We start from the raw sequence: 17,487 nt of genomic DNA on the forward strand, positions 1-17,487 counted from the left end.
ATGAGGTTTTATGCCATTGACGATTCTCTGAAAGAGGCGATTGACAAGGGGACAGCGGCAGTAAAGGTGCGGGTTGAAATAGAACGGGGCGGACATTTTGAGGCGGTTTTTGAGCGGGACATTATTGAAGCGTCATTCTATGGGCTGAAAGAAGTTGCGGGTGGGACTTCCGCCCGTGGGGAGGTTTTGCTGGATAATCCTAAGGGGATGTATTCAGCGGAGAACGGGGCGGGGCGGGAAGTGCGGGTTAGTTTTTCTATTGGAGAGGGGCTGCCCTGGTTTCAGCGGTTTACGTTTTTTGTGGATGGCAAGGGGTTTCAGGACATCCGGGGGCCGGGGCGGGTGCGGCGGGTACTGCTGGGGCTGCGTGACCGTTCGGCGTTTTTGCGGCGGACTGATGAGAGCCGGGACTGGACACAGCCTGCGGTTTTTACCTACTCGGTTATCTGCGATAAGACGCAGCCGGAGAAATCCCTGGTTCACCGGATTGCGAAGCGGGCCGGACTGGCGGTGCAGGATATTGACTGCGCCACTATCCCTGTCACGCTGCCCTACGTGAAGCTGACGAAGAATACCTGGGCTGAGCTTTCGGCCCTGGCAACGGCGTACCGCTGCCACCTGGAATGCCCGGTAGAAAAGCCCCTGGTCTTTGCCCATTCGCCTTACCAGGATGAGCCTCTATCTGCCGACGATGAAAATCCTTCCTACACCTTCACCGGGGTCGATATTTTTTACTTGCGGGTTACCGAGCGTGCGGACCAGTACCGGAATACGGTGCGGCTTAAAATCAATATTCCGGTAGCTTTGGAAAAACAGGAAATCTGGCGCTATGAGGATCCGCCTGTTCTGTATGATTCGAGCCTTGCCCCGGTGTACCCCTTCCGGGGTTCCGCTTTGCGGGATATTGAGCAGTACGATTATGAAGCGCTCTACACAGTCAAGGATAGTAAGGGGGCGGAACGGCGGGTTATTTTTGCCGACCAGATAGACACCATAGAAGAAGCGCAAGAGCGCTTGAGCTATGAGGGCGGGCCGTTTGTATACTCCGCTTATGACACTACTACCCACCATGACAAGGCGATTATTACCCTGGGCTCTGACAATGATGGGGATTTGTTTAAGGCGTCCATTTTTGGGCGGCCTATTGTCCTTGATGTTAATAGGTCTGCGTTTTTGCGGGATAGCAATGCGGTGACCCTGCATGGGACTTGTGCGCTGAACGTTACGGGCTCCTATTTTTCGGAGGATGTGTTCAATGGGCGCCCTCAATACGAGGACTGGACAGCGCAGGAATTGGCAGAGAGGTTACAGGAGCGGCGGGAAATTACGGTGAAAACCCACCGGGCTTTGTTCCATGGGCGGGTCGGGGCACGGGTGAAGATCGAGACCAGGGACGGAACTGCCAAGGGCACGGTTAATGCCTTTTCTCTGCGGTATAAACGTGACGCCGCTTTTGTAGCGGCGTTTAAGGTGACTGTCACCACATAGGAGGTTTGTATGGGAGAGGAATTACAACGGCTTTTAGTTGATACCATTGCAGAAATGCGGGAACTGAAAGGGGAACTGCGGGAATTCAAAAAACACGTCATGGGGCGGGTTGAAAAGCTGGAAAAAAAGGAGGGGGAACGGCGGGGGGACTTGAAGGCTACGGTGAGCGTGCTTATTGCGGCGGCGGCGCTAGCGGTAAGTATTATTGTTAATTTTTTTCGGCATGGAGGTAAATGATGGGTATTAAATGGGACAAGGTTTTTGAGAACGAACAGCGTCAGTTTGAAAAGATGACGGAAGCGGAAAAGTTTATCTACTTTCTGCTTTTGCAGTTTAATTCGCCTTATGGGTGGGGGAAGGAAAACCCTGAATTGTCGGACTGTTCGGGGGCGGTGTGCCTGGCTTTGTTTGCGGCAACCGGGCACTTCATCAGGACTACTGCGGATGATTTGTATAAGCGGGTGTTTACGGCACAGCGCCCTTCACCTGACGGTATCAAGGCGGCGTTTTTTGTTGACGGGAAAACTGGGGCGGCTTCCCATGTTGCGGGGCTGGTTGGGGACGGCGTGGTGCTTAATTCACAGGAAGGGGGCGCACGGGTCCGCAGTTTGGACTTCCTTTCTGCGTGGTTCTGGAACCGGGGATCGTCTACCGCAATCCGGGGGCTGGACCGGGCAGCACTGGTCCGTTTGTCCCATGAAGGATCGCGCTACGATGTAGACCCGGAACTCAGGCGCTATATGGAAATAGCTTTATGAGCGATTCTGACGGGATACAGATTAGCGACAAGGCAAGCTGGGAACATTCGGAAAAAGAACTGTTGGTGATTCTGGGAAAGCGGCTTATTGCCCTGCCTTCCAAGATGCTGGGGTTCAAGCCGTTCTGCCTGTATCTGGCAACCTGGCTTTTAGTAAAAGGACTGATTCGGGACTGGATTTGGTTTGCGGTTATGGTAATGGTGCTGTTTGGGATTGTGGGACTTAAGGTTATTGCACGATCTGGAATTAGGAATGAGGAGGGAGGAAGTAGGAATGGGGGATTTTTGGCGGGGGGTGGCTGTCGGGGCGGGGGTGGTTCTGCTGGCGGCGGGGATGGTGTTTGCGGTGATTCGGCTCCGGGAACGGGACCGGGCGATTATCGAACAATGGGAGGCTGAACATGAGGCACAGGAGTTGCGGGAGGATTACGGCAATCGTGATCCTTATGAATTTCTTGAACTTCCCGGTGTCCGGGGAAGCGCCGACAGTAATGTTGAGCGATTCCGGGAGCGGCGGGATGAGATTCTACAGCGATACCGAGATGACGGCACTGGTAGCTGAACTGTCCGAAGTAGCGGAGGAAGCGATTGAAGGGGCGGCGGCAGAAGCGGCGAAGGCTGCATCCCTGGCGGCTCTGGACCGGGAGGGGGCGGCACGGCGGGAAGCTGCGGCGGCATTGGCTGAGGCTCGGAAATGGGAGGGGCAGTACCGGGATGAAAAAGACGGGGGTATGAAAAAGATGGTTATTACGGGGGTGATTTGCTTTCTTTCCGGGCTTGCTTTAGGCGCCGGAAGTATTTTGATATTTGGGGGAAGTCTATGAAAGACAGGATTAGGGTTAAAGGGATGGTTACGGTTCAGGTTCTGGACAGGGATGGGAATATCAAGCGGAGGGCGCCGTCCTGGTTTGGAAGGCTCTTTCGTGTGCCGGGACGGCCTATGCTGTACCATCACCACAATATTGTTACGAGAGAGGGGGATGCGCTGATTGCCGATGCCCTGCTGGTAACACCCACAAAAACGAAGGTGAGCAGTTCCGCCGGGTTTATTCAGGTTGGGACGGGCTGGACCGGGAATAGCGTTAAAACTAATGTCCGGTGCAATACTCCTACCGGGGCAATGAAAGCCCTGGACAGCGGGTATCCGGCGTTGAAGGCGGCCTGGGGGAATACCGGGGATACTACTTTGGTGTACCGGGCCAGTTTTGCTGCGGGTTCTCTGAACGTGAACGGGATAAATGAGGCGTGTTTGCTGAATGGCAACGCTGGGGGTTCTAATTGTCTGGCGTATGCACAGATTACGCCTGTGGTGAATGTTACGGTCAGCGATACTCTGCAAGTACAATGGGAAATTACTATTTTAGGGCAGTGACAGAAAAAACGGCCTCCATGCCGTTTTTTCTGTTCGGAGTTTTTGCTATGCAAAAATTCCACCTAAAGCAAACTAACACCGCCTTCCATGGCGGTAGGAAATAGGCTATGGCGCAATTTTTACAATCGCAAAAAGATTTTCCGCTGATGGTCCATCTGGGGCGGAAGGCCCCTTCCTGGGAGTTGAACCGCTGGGGCAGGGATGCCCTGCGGTTTAGCCCGGCTGTTGGCGGCTCCTACTCCCTGCGGGGGGATAAGAGAACGCTGCACTATTCCGGGGATAGGGAAAGCCACCGCTTTACTATTCTGGATGGTTCGCATTTTGAATATGATATTATTCTTAACCGGGAACCGGAGGGTAACCGGGTCTATCTGGCTATTGAGGGCTGGGAGCAGTTTGATTTTTTCAGGCAGCCTGATACCTACGGGCCGGAGATTCTGCGGGGGAGCTATGCGGTTTATAAAAAGGAGATGGTTATTAACTCCCCGGCCTACCATGTGGGGACCGGGAAGATTTGCCATATCCACCGGCCCAAGATTATTGACGCGCGGGGGCGGGATGTCTGGGGGGATGTGTGGATAGATAAGGGGCTTATGGCTATCACTATCCCTGAGGGGTGGCTGGGGGAAGCGGCGTACCCGGTGGTGGTGGACCCGATGGTGGGGTCAAATACGGTTGGGGCGTATTCCCAATTTGAATATCTGCCTGAATGGCTTTATTGGGATTATTTACAGGACTTGGCAAATGACCCGGCTACGGACATGTATGATTACTATTATGATGAAAAAACCTTTTATGATGACGACATCATTCTAAACCGGTATACAACCCCGGCTGCTATAAGTGGGACCTATAATACCTATGTCTATGTGAATAAAACTGATAACTGGATGAGAAATGGGCAATATGGCATTGAATGTTGTGCTTCCCCTCTTTTGTATAGTGAATATACTAACAAGCCCAAAAATCTGCTTTGCACGAATTTTACGATTGCCGATATACGGGTTGATTCCGGAAAACCGGCTAAATGGAATAAGGCTACTTTTACGGTCAATTCAATACCATCCGGAACTGATGTATGGTTTGGCTTTTCCTGCCGCTCTATCGGGCTTCAATTTGATTATGGGGTTCCGTTATTTAGGGTATTTAATAACAGTATACCAAAAGACTGGAATTATGGCAATAAAACCCTCACCCAATATTTAAGCGAATATCATCTGCTTGATCTGAGTGGAACTATAGATGTATTTGCTGATGATGATGGGAAGAATATGCTCCCCGGCAGCCGGTATGATATGAAATTCAGTATGTATCTGGAATTGCCTCCCCAGGCATATACCCGGACGCTGACCCAGGGGGTAAAGCTGGGCGATTCCCGAAAACTGGCGGCGGCGTATAAAAAGACGCTGGCTATGAATGGGAGGAATACTGCTGCCCTGGGGCATGGGTCATCGTATGTACGAAAACAAAATGAAACCGTGCGTGGGATGGACCTGATAAGCCGTATTGCAGGGATATGCCGGAACCTGGCCCAGCAGATAAATGTCGGGGAACTGATTGGGGCAAGCCGGGGTTTATTACGGAAGGCTACTGATACCATTAAAACGGTAACAGAGGAAAACCGTTTTGTCGGCAATGAACGCAGCATTACTGAAACCGGGAATGCTGCTGATGGGGATATAAATACAAAACGGGGGCTTTTCAGGAATATGCCGATGACTGTTAAGGGGAACGATGACCTGGGCCGGGCGGCTTTGCTATTGAGGGTTTTGTCCGGGAAGGCGGCGGTTTCTGATGCAGCGGGGCACTGGGGGGACTATGTCCGGGGGCTGTATGTGGCGGCGGGGAGCTGTGCGGGGACGGCTCGTCAGGGGGAATATCACCGGGAAGCTTTTGACACTGCGGAGGTTTCGGGTATGCCCCTGCGGAGCCTGGGGGTTTTTATCAGGCTGGTAACGGTAGGGTTTGTGCGGGATTTTCTTTTGCGGCGGTTTCTGAAAAGCAATGAGGAGCTTGTTTTGAAGTCGGCGGTTTGCCGGGAATTAGTATTGGAGAGCAAAATTCATTAAGAGGGATTATATGCAACGGATATACAAAGGACAGTCGGCCCTGCGGATTACGGTCAAGACTTTTACGGATTTGGAGGGGATTGATTCGGCGGTGATTAAGTACCGGAAACCTGACGGGACTACGGGGAGTTTTACGGCGGGGATTGGGGATGTTGCGCGGGGGGTTATTTACCATGAGTGCCTTGCGGGGGAAATAGACAAGGCGGGGTGGTGGTCTCTGTGGGCGTTCATCACCTTTGCCGATGGGCGGACTGCTGCCGGGGAAACGGCGCGGGTCTTTGTGTGGAACGAAGGGAAATAGCTTTGCGCACAAAAGACCCGGAAGCACAGTATCAGTATCTGGTCCGGAAACAGCGGATGGCGCTGGAGGAATATGCTGCCCATGAAATTGAGTGGGCTGATGACCTGCTTACGTGGTACCGGGCGCGAAAACTGGATATGCCCGATGACGAATACCGGGTAGTGGTGTTTTTTAAGAACCATGAGTATTTGCGGAAGCCCGGTTCTTTAACTTTACTGCACTCGATGTATGGGCGGATGATGGATGAGCTGCCTGAATCTACGCCGGAGATTGCTTTTGATTTGCTGGCGTACCGTTTCAGGATGTACGCAGAAATACTGCGGCAGGGAGGGTATGACCTATGGCTGAGCCAATAGGGGATGAATCGGTTTATTTTAGGCTGCAGGGGCTTAAAGAGGGGACTATCCAGTTTACCGATACCAGTAATGCCCTGCGGCTGGTGCGGGAGCATGGGCAGGATATCCGGTATAATGCGGCATGGAAAAAATGGGTAGTATGGACTGGGGACCATTGGCAGATTGACGAGGGGTACTTGATCCACGAAAAGGGGATTGCGGTTATTCACAGTATCTATGACGAAATGCTTAAGACTGCGGACTACCGGGACCGTATGGATATTGAGAAATATGCCTTGCAGAGCGAATCCTTACGGCGGCGCAAAGCGTTTATTGAATCGGCATCCCTGATGAAGGAAATGAACATCACCAGTAATGATGTGGACAAGGACCCCTGGCTGTTTAACTGCGGGAACGGGACTATTGATATCCGCAAGGGTGAGTTCCGGGAACACCGGCGGGACGATATGATTACCAAGCTGGCAAGGGTGGACTATGACGGGGCTGCGGACTGCCCGGTATGGAAGCTGTTTATCCGGGAAATCATGGATTATAAACCGGACTTGATTGAATATGTCCAGCGGGTGGCGGGGTTGGCGCTGACCGGGGATACCTCGGAGCAGACCATGTTCATTCTGTTTGGATCGGGGGCCAACGGGAAATCGACGTTTCTCAATGTGCTGATGAAGGTTCTGGGGGATTATGCGATTGCGGCGCAGATTGATACGTTTATGAAAAAGAAAACGGACCAGATTTCCAACGACATTGCCCGGCTGCGGGGAGCGCGGTTTGTGACGACTTCCGAGGCTGAGCAGGGGCAGCGACTGGCAGAGCCGCTGATTAAGCTGCTTACGGGGAATGACCCAATGACGGCGCGGTTTCTGTACGGGGAGTATTTTGACTTTATCCCAACGTTCAAGATTTTTATGGCGAGTAACCACAAGCCTATGATCCGGGGGACGGACCACGGGATTTGGCGGCGGATTAAGCTGATTCCCTTTACTACGACTATTGCGCCTGAGAAGCAGGACAAGCATTTGGAGCAGCGGCTTTTGGAAGAAAAGGCGGGGATTCTGAACTGGCTGATTGAGGGGGCCAGGGGGTGGCTTTCCCTGGGGCTTGCGGCCCCAGCGATTATTACTTCCGCTACCGAGGAGTACCGGTCTGAGATGGATGTGCTGGGGGCGTTTATCAAGGAGCGGTGCATCCAGGGGCCGGGGGTTTCGGTGCGGGCCAGGGAGCTGTTCAAGGCGTATCAGGAATGGTGCGAGGATAACAACGAGTATGCCTGTGCAGAGCGGTTTCTTGCTATGCGCTTGAAGGAGCTGGGGCTTGAGAAGTGGCGGACGGCGGAGGCCCGGTTCTGGCGGGGCATTATGCTTAAGGCCGAATAGGAATGACTTTATTGTGCCCCACGCCTTGTAGATTTTTATGGGGGGACACGCTCAATGTTTCGCGTGCTTCTTCTGGGCGGGTATTATGTTTAAGGCCGAATAGGGTTCCCCCCGCGCCCCCCTTTTGTTTAATGGCGACAGCAGTGGGTGGGTGATTTCCCCTTAAAAACAAATTCCTCTGGTGGTATAGCGAATTCCGATGGTTCCGCCCCTACTATGGGGCGGTTCTCTTTTTTTGTAGGCGTGTCAGTAGTTGTTGCCGGGTTACATTTAAGTGAGCAAAATTTGGGGACGCACGCGCCCCCCGTGGCTGAAAAAAAAGAATGACGGATGACGGATGGGTGACACATGGCGGGGGTTTGATGTGTCACTGAAATTTGATGGATGGCGGTTCCGGGGAATAGTCCGGGATTCCTTCAGTTACTATAAATTCTTCTTGTGACACTTGTGTCATTACAAAAAGGAGACTGTATACTTTTGGGCTCTATAAAAAAGAATGGGAAACTGGGGTCAATGGTGTCATGCTGTCATTGGGATTTGCGGCGCCCCCGAAGGGGGCGGTTGTTGGGGGTTCGGCCCGGCATCCCCGCAGGGGTTGCCGGGTTATACGGAGGAAGTGGGCGGAGCCTCTTTTTGGGGATGATGGTTTGCTGCGGGTTCAAGCGTCTCCCGTAGGGTGGCGGTCTTTGCCAGTAATGGTAACGGCAAGCGAGTTGGGGGAATCGGCCAGCCGCCCGCAGGGGGGCTGGGCTTACGGAGGAAGTAGGCGGAGCCTCTTGTTGGGGATGATGGTTTTTGGTGTGGGTTCAAGCGTCTCCCGTAGGGTGGCGGACTGGCGAATGATGGTGACGGTAATGGTTCTCTTATGGCTGAACCTACCCGTTTAATGTGCAAAAACTATAACCGATAATGGCGCCGACTGAGAGCCGCCGCATAGCGGCGGGGAGCATTTTTTTAGGGGGCAGGCGTAGCCGGGCGGAGCCCCCCCCCACATACGCTACCATATGCGGGGGGGGGCGTGGGGGGGGGCGGAGCGTACCCTCGAAAAAAATGCGACTTCTGAGTACTGAGTGGGAGGGGCCGAGAGGGCCCTCCCCGAAGTACGAAATCTTAAACGATAGGTAATCTCTCTGCGTTTCTGCTGGCTGCCGCCTGATAGCTCTGCTGTAGGTCCGATTCTGTTTTCTGTCTGATTGTACTGGGCGGGATAAGGTTAGGAAATGGGCTGGGGGAACTACGGTTTTTACTGGGGTTGTGAGGGCGGCGTGTGCGCCGCTGAATGAAGGCTTTATGCGGTACAGGCAGTTCCGGGGGTCCGTGAGGACTAGGACCCCCGGAACTGCCCCCGTAGGCACGGATGCCAGGGGGATACGGAATAAAGGCCTGTTGGGATGAAGGCCGAACTGCGGCGGTTTGGGGGTGGCGGCCCCGGTATGCGGGGGGGCGGGGGCCGGGGTTTTTTCCGCCGACTGCGGGGGGGTCTATGCGGGGAGAGTATGCGGCGGTTGGCGGTGGTGGTTTTTACTGCGGGATGACGGGGCGGAAAAAAGGGCGGCGGTGGCGGGATGGGAGTGAAGGCCCCGGTATGCGAAGGCCAGGCGGAAAAGACGGGGGCCGGTGGTGCCCGGAGAAGCGCAGCGCCGGAGGGTCCGCTGGCTGAGGCAGGCTTTAGGCGGCCCGGAATTGCCCCATGCGGTTTAGTCCCCATGAGGGCTGGGCGGTATGGGGCAATGGAGGGCCGCTGGGAATTATGCCCCGGCTTTGGAGGCTACGGGCGGGGGCTTCATAATGGGGGTTGCGGCTTACAGGGCGAATCTTCGGGCCAAGCTGCAAGTACGGCTGATGCGCCGCTTGCCAAGGGCAGGCGGCGGGTGTTGACGGGGTATTGGCTGGCCGGGGTGGTATGGGGGTTCAAGGGGGAAGGCGGGGCTGCCTGGATTGGCAGCTTTGCTGTTGGGTGCAAAGGCTTACGGTTTGAATGATGGTGTCCCCGCCTTTATCCCCCTTGGTTAATGGGTAAAGCGCCATGGGCCGTGGAGGGAGCGGAGTTTACGGAGCGACCGGAACGGCTTGTGGCGCTTTGTCCTACGGATTCATCGTATACGGTTATAGGCGGCGGACTGCGGGGCCAGGCGTACCAGGCGGCTACGCCGGGGAAGAAAATTACGGTAAGTTTGATTGTGCCTCTCTGGTTTATTGCCGGAGCGGCTTTTTTTGTTTTCAGCTCTGGTGACCTTTCCCTTCCCAATGAACCGGGGCCTTTTCGTTTATAGGGCCGTGGCCCTATGTTTCCGGCTTAAAAATCGGTGGACACTATCGGTGTACGCAGGAGAGCGTTTCTGCGCTGCAAAGGAGCCGGATATGGGAAAGATGCTGAACATCAACGAGGTTGCGGAAAGAACGCTGGTTGCGGTTTCTACGCTCCGCAAATATACGATGCTGAACCGGATTCCGTATAAAAAATTCGGCTCGAAAGTGGTTTTTGATTCTGAGGAAATCGAATTGTGGATAAAAGCGAATTCCTTTGGGCTTGAATCAATTACGCAAAGCGGCGCAAGCGGGACCGTTACTGCCGCTTCCTCGGCGCCTGCCCCTGGCGAGCTGTTCCCGGTGGCGGGGAAACGGGGGAAGTGATGGCCGATTTTGAAAAAATCATCGAGGCAGCTAAGGCAGAATTGCTGCCCTTTGAAAGCTGGGAACGGCTGCCGGGGGAAACTTCTTCTGCGTTTGCGGCGTTTGGGGAGTACCGGGATTCCGGGCCGGGCCGGACTATCAAGAAGGCGGTGGATGGCTATTGCAAAAAGCAGGGGGTGGACCCGGTTCTGGCGGGGAAGCGGTACCGGGCCTGGCGGGCATGGTCCATGCAATTTAAGTGGCGGGAACGGGCGGCGGACTATGACCGCTACCTGGACAGGCTGAAACAGGCGGAGCTTCGCAAGCTTATTGAGGCGCGGGGCGAGGTTCACCGGCAGGTGACGGACAAAATGTTGCAGGTGGTTTCCAAGAAGCTGGACCTGATGGACCCGGCGGACTTGGCGCAAGGTACCGTTACTGCATGGGTTGAAACAGCAATACGGACGGAACGGGAAATGGCGGGGCTAACTAACGGCAAGGAAAGCAGGATGGAACCAAAACAGGATGAGCTTCCCTTTGCCAATGAATTTGAAGGGCTTTAGGGAGCAGAAGGGATATGCGGTATACGCTGACGGGGGCACAGAAAAAAGCGCTTGACCTGCTAAAAAGCGGGGCAAAACATATTCTGCTGTTTGGCGGTTCCCGGAGCGGCAAAACAACGGTACTGGTGCTGGCGATACTGTATCGTGCCTGGCACTATAAAGGCTCCCGGCATTTGATATGCCGCCTCAGGGCGAAGGATGCCCGGTCATCGGTATTGCAGGAAACCTTGCTGCCGATGTTGCGGAAAACGCTTGCGAAAGGGGAATTTCGTTACCTGGCCCATGAAAGCAAGGTTACCCTTTCTAACGGGTCTGAGATTTGGATTGGCGGCCTGGGGGACCGGGAACAGGCTGACAAGATTCTCGGCCATGAGTACAACACGATTTATTTTAACGAGATTTCACAGCTTTCCTATGCGGCGGTTACTACGGCCTATTCACGCCTTGCTATGCGGGTTCCCGGCTGCCGGAACCTGTTCTTGTACGACTGCAATCCTGGTTCGCCTCTACACTGGGCGTATAAGATTTTTATCCGCAAGCAGCAATTTCTGTGTGGGGAACCGCTTGTAAAACCGGAGTTGTACGCTTCAATGCTATTGAACCCGGCGGACAATAAGGAAAACCTGGCTGAGGATTATATCGCCGATATTCTTGACGCGCTGCCGGATAAGCAGCGGGCACGGTTCCGCGATGGCGCCTGGGTGAAGGCCGAAGGGGTTATCTATGAGAAGTTTGACGAAACCATGATTCTTTCCCCGGAAGATTTGCCGGAAAACTTTGACCGGATTTGTGCAGGGCAGGATTTTGGCTTGAATATTACGAATGTAAAGATAGGAATCTGTAACGATATTATTTATGTGCTTTCCGATTACGGCGCCTATAACATGACTACAAAATCATTCAACACGGAATTGCTGGCCCGTGGCTTGTTTCAGTGGAATGGGGATGATGTGGACTTTCCGGTGTACTGCGACCCGGCGGGGGGCGAGCGGATACAGGAAATTACGAATGGAACCAAGGCAAATAACAGTGTTGAGAGCGGCATTGACTTTATCAATGCAAAGATAGAACGGGGGCAGTTTTTTATTGCCAATAGCTGTATTGGCACACTGTCAGAGGTATGGGATTACTGCCGGGATGAGGCGGGGGAAATAGTAAAAGTGAACGATCATTACATGGATGCGCTGCGCTATGCGGTGTTCAGTGATGCCCAGCAGGGGGTTATTGCCCAATGAGCCTTCTAAGAAAATTTATTTCCGGAATAAGGATAGCTACTGTAAGGAAGAAAAGCACGGAAGCGAATTTGTCTATTTATGATGATTTTAGTAATTTATTGGAAACACCCGGCGAACCGGATGGGTACTCCTGCAATGCCTGGGTGCATATTGCGGTACAGATTTTGATTCGCAATATTGCCCGCGCAGATTTTATGGTGCTGCGGGGAGGGGACGAAGTAACGGGCGGGCCATTGTTTGAACTGTTCAGAAGGCCGAATGAAGGCTTGAGCCGGTTTGAGCTCTGGAAAGAAACCGCCGCATGGTGGCTTTTGGAGGGGGAGGCGTTCTGGTGGTTCGGGGCTGAATATGCTGGTGGCGTGCCACAGCATATCTATATCCTGGACCCCCGGCGTATGCGGAATGAAGGCATGGACGGGTATGCCGGGCAGTCTTTTTGTTCAGGGCGGCAGCGCTGGTTTTATCAGGGCGATGCAGAGCTAATCCCCATTTTTCAGGATGAGCTTATTCACTTCCGGGACTGGAATCCGTGGAATCCCCTGCGGGGGGTTAATCCGCTTATCTCCCTGTCCCTGGAATTGGAACAGGATTTCTACGCGAATAAGGCCAATTCGCGTTTGTTAAAGAACAACGCCGTTCCTCTCGGCGTTCTGAAAACTGAACAGACTATCCGCCCTGAGGAGGCGGATGCTTTGGAAAGGAGGTGGGAACAGAAATACGGCGCTGACCGGGGTTACCGGAAGGTTGCCGTGTTGGGAAAAGGGACTGAGTTTAAACCGCTAAGCTTTACTCCGGATACGGTTCGACTCTTTGACCTTAAACGGTGGAATTTGCATGCGATACTGGCGAAATACGGCATTCCTCCCAGGGTGGCGAACATTAACGATAAAACCGCAAGCCTGTCCGGCAAGGATACCATGGAACAACACGCCGCACTTTGGAAGTTCACGATAATTCCGCTGCTGAAAAATTTTGAAGACATTCTGGAAACCCAGTTTTTTTTACGGCTGGGTTTCCGGGAAACGGGTGTTTTTGACCTATCCGATATCCCGGAATTGCAGGAAAGCGAAGATGCGCAAAGCAACAGGGATATTGCGGAGATCAATGCGGGGCTTAAAACGATCAATGATGTGCTGCGTGAGCGTGGCAAGGATACAAAGCCCTGGGGCGATATCTGGTACATGCCAAAAGGCCTGGTTCCCTACAAGGATAGCACAAGGAGTTAAGTTATGAAACAGCCAAGCATTGTTATTGTGTCCGATTCCCGGACCGTTGCGCATATGTTGATGTCCCATATTGGGGGCGTGGACAGGGATGCTATCAGCATTACAGGGAGCAAAACGGAACTGAACTACCTGCTGCGGGTATACCGGCCCCGGTTTATGTTTATCGAAAACTGCTTTGAGGGCCGGGTCACCAATGCCCTGGTGCATCGGCTGATGGAGCGGGACCCGGATTTGCTGATCAGCGTGTTTACTATTCAGGAGTATGCGGCGTATGAGGTTGCGAAATTCATGTACTGGGGAGCGGCTAGTTTCTTGAGTATCCGGGATGATCCTGAGGCTATTGCGGCGGGGATGCGGAAAATACTGAAAGGCGAATCCTGCTACCCTGACGGCGCGGCAGAGGCGGTTGAACACGCAGAGAACCGGGCGCAGCTCAATACCCGGTCACTGACTATGCGTGAAGGGGAGGTGCTGCAGCTTGCGGCGGACAATAAAAGTAACGGGGAGATTGCAAAGGTTCTGGGTATATCGGTCAGAACGGTGCGGAACCACCGGGACAATATCCTGCGGAAGTGCGAGGGGCACAGTCTGATGGATATGGTGAAGTTCGGGCTGCGGGAAGGGATTTTGCAATATGACGAATTGGTTGGCGAAGATCGCCATTCGTTCAAAGAGGGAGGAGTTAGGAGGGCGGGAGTATGTTGATACGGACTAAGGGCGGGGAATTCAGGGCTGATACATCATCAGTGCTGCTGGATTTTCTTGGGGTGAAAAAGGAAGCGGCTGGGGTTCAGAAGCTTGCAGGTGACCTGGAATTGATCGCTGCTGTGCCGTTTTGCCTGGCGCTTGATTCTGAAAACAGCAATGGTATCCCCTGGACATTCAGCACTTTCGACCTTGACCGTTTTGACGAGCGTATTGACCCGGCTGGATGGGACTTTAAGCGGTACGTGCAAAACCCGGTCATTGAATGGGCGCATTGCTACTCGATTCCGGCGATTGGGAAGGCTGACGGGCTGTACGCCGATGACAAGGGCTTGCACGGGTCTATCATCTTTAATGGCAAGGACTATGATCCCTTTGGCTGGGCTATCGGGGAGCGGGTCAAGAATGGGGTTATCCGGGCAGGTTCAGTAGGGTTTCGGGTACTGGAAGTTGAGATTCCTTCAAAGAAGGATGGTGAGGACGGGACGGCGCTGATTTTCCGTAAGCAGGAGCTATTGGAATTTTCGGTGTGCAATGTTCCGGCGAATCCCTTTGCCCTGGCAAATCCTGTGCTTACTAAGGCAGCCCCGGCGGAACCTGGGCCGGTGTCGCTTGACTTGCAGGCATCCCGGCAATTCTGGGCTGGGCTTATTCAGGGGTAACCAGGGGGCGTCCGGCTGTCAGTTGGATTGCTCATTATGGCAGTAATACTATTTTTTGGGAGTGTGGTATGGATGAACTGATTAAGGCGATTAAAAAAAAGCTGGCGGATATGCAGAAAATTGAGGCTGCAGGATTCCGGGACCAGGAGAAGGCGGCGGACTATTTCCGGGAAAAAGAGGAGCTGCTTGAGGATATTGTAAAAGCCCTGGAAGCGGTTGCCGTGGGACAGGCGCAGGAAACAGAAGCGTTGAAAAGCACGGTCAAGTCGCTGCGGGGGGAACTCAAGGGGCAGGCGGCAAATCCCCGTGAATTGTCCCGGAAGGAATTGCAGTACCGATTGGGCAAAGCCCTGGCGGCGGCCTGGACGGGGAACCATGGGGCCTTGGCGGAATTAAGTTTTACGCCGAACTTGAAAACGGATAACTGGACGAATCCCCGTGACGTGTCCTGGGGCGAAAAGGGATGGAAGGTTGACCGGGCGGCGCTGGGGGAACCGATGGGCAATCTGGCTACGAATGACCAATACCTCATCAACCCAATTTATGAAAACGAGATTATGCAGGATGCTGCAAAAAAATCGAAGATGATGAAATTGGTTCATAATCGCTCAATGATGGGACCGTCAATATTTTTGCCTACACGGGACCGGGGCGGGGTGCAGCTTCACTGGCTGACGGCTTACGGGCAACAGATTACCGGGAGCAAGCCCCAGGGGTCGCAGCGCGTTGAGCTTAAAGCCTACACCCTTGCCGGGTTTATCCCGTGGTTTGACGAATTCGAGGAGGATGTGTTTACTGACCTGGGCGCCATGTTCATAGACGAATTCTGCGAAGCGTATGGGCAAGAATTTGACCGTCAATGCCTGCTTGCCGATGATGATCCCTTTACCGGGGCGCTGGCGAAGGATGGGACAGAGGAGATTGAGATTGCCGGGGCGGATATCAATGCCTTGACCTGGAAGGACTTTCGGGATGCGGTGTATAGGGTTCCTGAGGAAGAGCGCAAGGATTGTGCGTGGTTCCTCCATGAGACTGTGTTGAACCATATTGCCAATATCGAGGATGCTAACGGGAACCCGATTTGGCGGCGGCCAACTGAGGCTATGCCGGGGAAACTGGACTTGTACCCGTATCATGAGGTTTCCATCATGCCGCAGATCGGGGCGGTCGAAAACGACACGGCGTTTGCGATATTCATGAACCCGAAACGGATCAAACACGGCAACCGAAAGGGTATTGAGATAAAGAAGTTTGACGGGACCACAGAATCAATGGAGAACGGAGAACTGTTCCTGCGGTTCCGCAAGCGGGATGGATTTTTAGTAACCAGGCCGCAAGGGAATATAGTTGTTCTGAAAACTAAAGCGTAAGAAACTTGGAAAAGCCCCCGGTTTTGTCCGGGGGCTTTTTGTTTCTGCTGTGCGGGAAAATTCGTTTGGAAAAAAGCCGCCCCGGCTATAAACCAGAGCGGCGCAATCAAATTACCTTTTTATACTATGCTTGCTTTCTTGCCGCAGCTTTCCTACTCGGTTTAGCTGTCGGCGCAGCCTTGGGCTTTCCGGTTTTTTTTACTGCTTTCTTTGTTTCCCTTTTCTTCCGGGTTATAAGGATACTCTGCTGGGCGGCTACCACATCTTTGAATTCTTCGCTCTTCAGGTGGGTATACCGTTTATTGACATCAATTGAAACTTGCCCGGTTACTTCCAGTACCTTCCGATCAGAAATATTTTCCATCACCAGCTTGGTATTCAGGAAGTGCCGCCAGCTATGGGGGCTCAAGCCCCGGCGCTGCCGTTCAGTGTCGTCTATCCCAATCTTCTTAAGGGCATTTATATAGCCGGAACGAAGCGTAGACCGGGAAAGCGGTGTTTCCCCGCCATCCTCTGAAAACAGAAAGGCTGTGCCATTTTTCTTGATAAGGTCATAGAGGTCCTCATAAATTAAGCCTGTAATCGGTACATTACGGGACTTTTTGGTTTTTGTTCCCGTCAGCTTTTTTTTAGCGGTATATTGCCATTCTACACGAATATACTCTGGGAATACACAATCGCCCCGCAGTCCTAAAAGCTCCCCGGCACGCATCCCGGTGAAGGCCGCTACTTTATTCAAGAGATATAAGTAATAGGAATCCCATATTAAATTCCATCGTGCCGGAAACAGCTTCCGTACTTCCGGGATAGTCAAAATTTCTATGCTCCGGCAATTCTCTTTTAGTTGCTCAACCTTCATTGCAACATTCTCGTGCAGGATCTTCCGGCGTACTGCTTCGCTCAGCATAACCCGTAGGGTGTAATAATGGTTATTGATATAGGTATGCTTGTATTCCTTGTCAGCTAACTCAAGCATCCAGTTTTCAATATCTATTTCGGTAATGGTATCCAGCCGCATATCTCCGAAGTAGGACAGAATATGTCCTCTCAAGTGCCCTGCAGAAGTATCAATAGTCCCATCAGTAAGGGGATCATGCAATTCCCGCCATTTTGTGTACGCGCAGGTTTCGCGGTTAAACCACCCCTCCGCATACTGCCGAAAAATAGGAATCCGCTTTGAAGGAACCAGATACCCCAGTTTCAAAAGCCGGTTGCATTCCTTCCACGCCTCGGTGCGCAGGGATTTTCCGGTAGAATGGGGAACCGTCCTCCGGCCTTTCTCGTCGTAGGTCTGGTAGTAGTACACTACTTTTCCGGAAGGCATTTTCCGGGGGAATATGGTGTAATCATTCTTGATTCTCATAGTGCCCCCTTGCCCTGTGCCGGGGACAGTGTCC

21 protein-coding genes are annotated in these 17,487 nt (G+C 53.1%); 20 read left to right on the plus strand and 1 reads right to left on the minus strand.

The window, feature by feature from the left end:
* The 20 genes from TREPR_RS09370 (at position 1) to TREPR_RS09465 (ending at position 16,090) form a co-directional block, all read left to right on the plus strand.
* Positions 1-1,488 (plus strand): hypothetical protein, encoded by a 1,488-nt coding sequence (locus TREPR_RS09370; RefSeq protein WP_015708066.1) that lies wholly within the window; start codon positions 1-3, stop codon positions 1,486-1,488.
* A gap of 9 nt (positions 1,489-1,497) precedes the next feature.
* Positions 1,498-1,725: a hypothetical protein gene (locus tag TREPR_RS09375; protein WP_015708067.1), complete on the plus strand. Its 228-nt coding sequence runs from the start codon at positions 1,498-1,500 to the stop codon at positions 1,723-1,725.
* The gene (locus TREPR_RS09380; protein ID WP_245534713.1) at positions 1,722-2,246 is read left to right on the plus strand and encodes an NlpC/P60 family protein; all 525 of its coding nucleotides are present in this window, start codon (positions 1,722-1,724) and stop codon (positions 2,244-2,246) included. Before TREPR_RS09375 ends, TREPR_RS09380 begins: the two co-directional genes overlap by 4 nt.
* Positions 2,247-2,519: 273 nt before the next feature.
* A complete protein-coding gene (locus tag TREPR_RS18965; RefSeq protein ID WP_015708069.1) occupies positions 2,520-2,807 on the plus strand; it encodes a hypothetical protein in 288 nt (95 codons plus the stop codon).
* Positions 2,764-3,069 (plus strand): hypothetical protein, encoded by a 306-nt coding sequence (locus tag TREPR_RS09390; RefSeq protein ID WP_015708070.1) that lies wholly within the window; start codon positions 2,764-2,766, stop codon positions 3,067-3,069. The genes TREPR_RS18965 and TREPR_RS09390 overlap by 44 nt, the downstream gene beginning before the upstream one ends.
* A complete protein-coding gene (locus TREPR_RS09395; protein ID WP_041611113.1) occupies positions 3,066-3,617 on the plus strand; it encodes a hypothetical protein in 552 nt (183 codons plus the stop codon). Before TREPR_RS09390 ends, TREPR_RS09395 begins: the two co-directional genes overlap by 4 nt.
* 107 nt (positions 3,618-3,724) lie before the next feature.
* Positions 3,725-5,686 (plus strand): hypothetical protein, encoded by a 1,962-nt coding sequence (locus TREPR_RS09400; protein WP_015708072.1) that lies wholly within the window; start codon positions 3,725-3,727, stop codon positions 5,684-5,686.
* 10 nt (positions 5,687-5,696) lie between these two features.
* Positions 5,697-5,987, plus strand: a complete 291-nt coding sequence (locus TREPR_RS09405) for a hypothetical protein (RefSeq protein ID WP_015708073.1) — start codon at positions 5,697-5,699, stop codon at positions 5,985-5,987.
* Entirely contained in the window at positions 5,969-6,343 is a 375-nt protein-coding gene (locus TREPR_RS09410) for a hypothetical protein (protein ID WP_245534714.1), read from the plus strand. The genes TREPR_RS09405 and TREPR_RS09410 overlap by 19 nt, the downstream gene beginning before the upstream one ends.
* Positions 6,328-7,716 carry a DNA primase family protein gene (locus TREPR_RS09415; RefSeq protein WP_015708075.1) on the plus strand — a complete coding sequence of 463 codons (1,389 nt, stop codon included), beginning with the start codon at positions 6,328-6,330 and terminating at the stop codon, positions 7,714-7,716. The genes TREPR_RS09410 and TREPR_RS09415 overlap by 16 nt, the downstream gene beginning before the upstream one ends.
* A gap of 1,419 nt (positions 7,717-9,135) precedes the next feature.
* Complete coding sequence (locus TREPR_RS18620; protein ID WP_169313415.1) at positions 9,136-9,291, plus strand: hypothetical protein; 156 nt, start codon at positions 9,136-9,138, stop codon at positions 9,289-9,291.
* On the plus strand, positions 9,288-9,698 hold the full coding sequence (locus TREPR_RS09425; RefSeq protein ID WP_169313416.1) for a hypothetical protein: 411 nt from the start codon (positions 9,288-9,290) through the stop codon (positions 9,696-9,698). The genes TREPR_RS18620 and TREPR_RS09425 overlap by 4 nt, the downstream gene beginning before the upstream one ends.
* Positions 9,699-9,728: 30 nt before the next feature.
* Positions 9,729-9,989 (plus strand): hypothetical protein, encoded by a 261-nt coding sequence (locus TREPR_RS09430; RefSeq protein ID WP_041611116.1) that lies wholly within the window; start codon positions 9,729-9,731, stop codon positions 9,987-9,989.
* Positions 9,990-10,077: 88 nt separating this feature from the next.
* Complete coding sequence (locus tag TREPR_RS09435) at positions 10,078-10,350, plus strand: helix-turn-helix domain-containing protein (RefSeq protein ID WP_015708080.1); 273 nt, start codon at positions 10,078-10,080, stop codon at positions 10,348-10,350.
* The gene (locus TREPR_RS09440; RefSeq protein ID WP_015708081.1) at positions 10,350-10,892 is read left to right on the plus strand and encodes a hypothetical protein; all 543 of its coding nucleotides are present in this window, start codon (positions 10,350-10,352) and stop codon (positions 10,890-10,892) included. The genes TREPR_RS09435 and TREPR_RS09440 overlap by 1 nt, the downstream gene beginning before the upstream one ends.
* A 14-nt stretch (positions 10,893-10,906) precedes the next feature.
* Positions 10,907-12,127 carry a phage terminase large subunit gene (locus tag TREPR_RS09445; RefSeq protein ID WP_015708082.1) on the plus strand — a complete coding sequence of 407 codons (1,221 nt, stop codon included), beginning with the start codon at positions 10,907-10,909 and terminating at the stop codon, positions 12,125-12,127.
* A 68-nt stretch (positions 12,128-12,195) separates the two neighbouring features.
* Complete coding sequence (locus tag TREPR_RS09450; RefSeq protein WP_245534715.1) at positions 12,196-13,353, plus strand: phage portal protein; 1,158 nt, start codon at positions 12,196-12,198, stop codon at positions 13,351-13,353.
* Positions 13,354-13,356: 3 nt separating this feature from the next.
* A complete protein-coding gene (locus TREPR_RS17875) occupies positions 13,357-14,058 on the plus strand; it encodes a response regulator transcription factor (RefSeq protein ID WP_015708084.1) in 702 nt (233 codons plus the stop codon).
* Entirely contained in the window at positions 14,052-14,720 is a 669-nt protein-coding gene (locus TREPR_RS09460) for an HK97 family phage prohead protease (RefSeq protein ID WP_015708085.1), read from the plus strand. The genes TREPR_RS17875 and TREPR_RS09460 overlap by 7 nt, the downstream gene beginning before the upstream one ends.
* A gap of 68 nt (positions 14,721-14,788) precedes the next feature.
* Positions 14,789-16,090: a phage major capsid protein gene (locus TREPR_RS09465; protein WP_015708086.1), complete on the plus strand. Its 1,302-nt coding sequence runs from the start codon at positions 14,789-14,791 to the stop codon at positions 16,088-16,090.
* 124 nt (positions 16,091-16,214) lie between these two features.
* On the opposite strand, the gene TREPR_RS09470 is transcribed toward TREPR_RS09465, so the two are convergent.
* The gene (locus TREPR_RS09470) at positions 16,215-17,453 is read right to left on the minus strand and encodes a tyrosine-type recombinase/integrase (protein ID WP_015708087.1); all 1,239 of its coding nucleotides are present in this window, start codon (positions 17,451-17,453) and stop codon (positions 16,215-16,217) included.
* Positions 17,454-17,487 lie beyond the last annotated feature (34 nt).

This window comes from Treponema primitia ZAS-2 (assembly GCF_000214375.1).
Taxonomy (GTDB): Bacteria; Spirochaetota; Spirochaetia; order Treponematales; family Breznakiellaceae; genus Termitinema; species Termitinema primitia.

Excerpts from the sequence above, each read along its gene's own strand:
- TREPR_RS09430 (WP_041611116.1), top strand. The coding sequence starts at position 9,729 with ATGGGTAAAGCGCCATGGGCCGTGGAGGGAGCGGAGTTTACGGAGCGA.
- TREPR_RS09375 (WP_015708067.1), top strand. The coding sequence starts at position 1,498 with ATGGGAGAGGAATTACAACGGCTTTTAGTTGATACCATTGCAGAAATG.
- TREPR_RS09380 (WP_245534713.1), top strand. The coding sequence starts at position 1,722 with ATGATGGGTATTAAATGGGACAAGGTTTTTGAGAACGAACAGCGTCAG.
- TREPR_RS09390 (WP_015708070.1), top strand. The coding sequence starts at position 2,764 with ATGAGATTCTACAGCGATACCGAGATGACGGCACTGGTAGCTGAACTG.
- TREPR_RS18965 (WP_015708069.1), top strand. The coding sequence starts at position 2,520 with ATGGGGGATTTTTGGCGGGGGGTGGCTGTCGGGGCGGGGGTGGTTCTG.
- TREPR_RS09415 (WP_015708075.1), top strand. The coding sequence starts at position 6,328 with ATGGCTGAGCCAATAGGGGATGAATCGGTTTATTTTAGGCTGCAGGGG.
- TREPR_RS09400 (WP_015708072.1), top strand. The coding sequence starts at position 3,725 with ATGGCGCAATTTTTACAATCGCAAAAAGATTTTCCGCTGATGGTCCAT.
- TREPR_RS09370 (WP_015708066.1), top strand. The coding sequence starts at position 1 with ATGAGGTTTTATGCCATTGACGATTCTCTGAAAGAGGCGATTGACAAG.
- TREPR_RS17875 (WP_015708084.1), top strand. The coding sequence starts at position 13,357 with ATGAAACAGCCAAGCATTGTTATTGTGTCCGATTCCCGGACCGTTGCG.
- TREPR_RS09445 (WP_015708082.1), top strand. The coding sequence starts at position 10,907 with ATGCGGTATACGCTGACGGGGGCACAGAAAAAAGCGCTTGACCTGCTA.
- TREPR_RS09470 (WP_015708087.1), bottom strand. The coding sequence starts at position 17,453 with ATGAGAATCAAGAATGATTACACCATATTCCCCCGGAAAATGCCTTCC.
- TREPR_RS09465 (WP_015708086.1), top strand. The coding sequence starts at position 14,789 with ATGGATGAACTGATTAAGGCGATTAAAAAAAAGCTGGCGGATATGCAG.
- TREPR_RS09440 (WP_015708081.1), top strand. The coding sequence starts at position 10,350 with ATGGCCGATTTTGAAAAAATCATCGAGGCAGCTAAGGCAGAATTGCTG.
- TREPR_RS09395 (WP_041611113.1), top strand. The coding sequence starts at position 3,066 with ATGAAAGACAGGATTAGGGTTAAAGGGATGGTTACGGTTCAGGTTCTG.
- TREPR_RS09460 (WP_015708085.1), top strand. The coding sequence starts at position 14,052 with ATGTTGATACGGACTAAGGGCGGGGAATTCAGGGCTGATACATCATCA.
- TREPR_RS09405 (WP_015708073.1), top strand. The coding sequence starts at position 5,697 with ATGCAACGGATATACAAAGGACAGTCGGCCCTGCGGATTACGGTCAAG.
- TREPR_RS09435 (WP_015708080.1), top strand. The coding sequence starts at position 10,078 with ATGGGAAAGATGCTGAACATCAACGAGGTTGCGGAAAGAACGCTGGTT.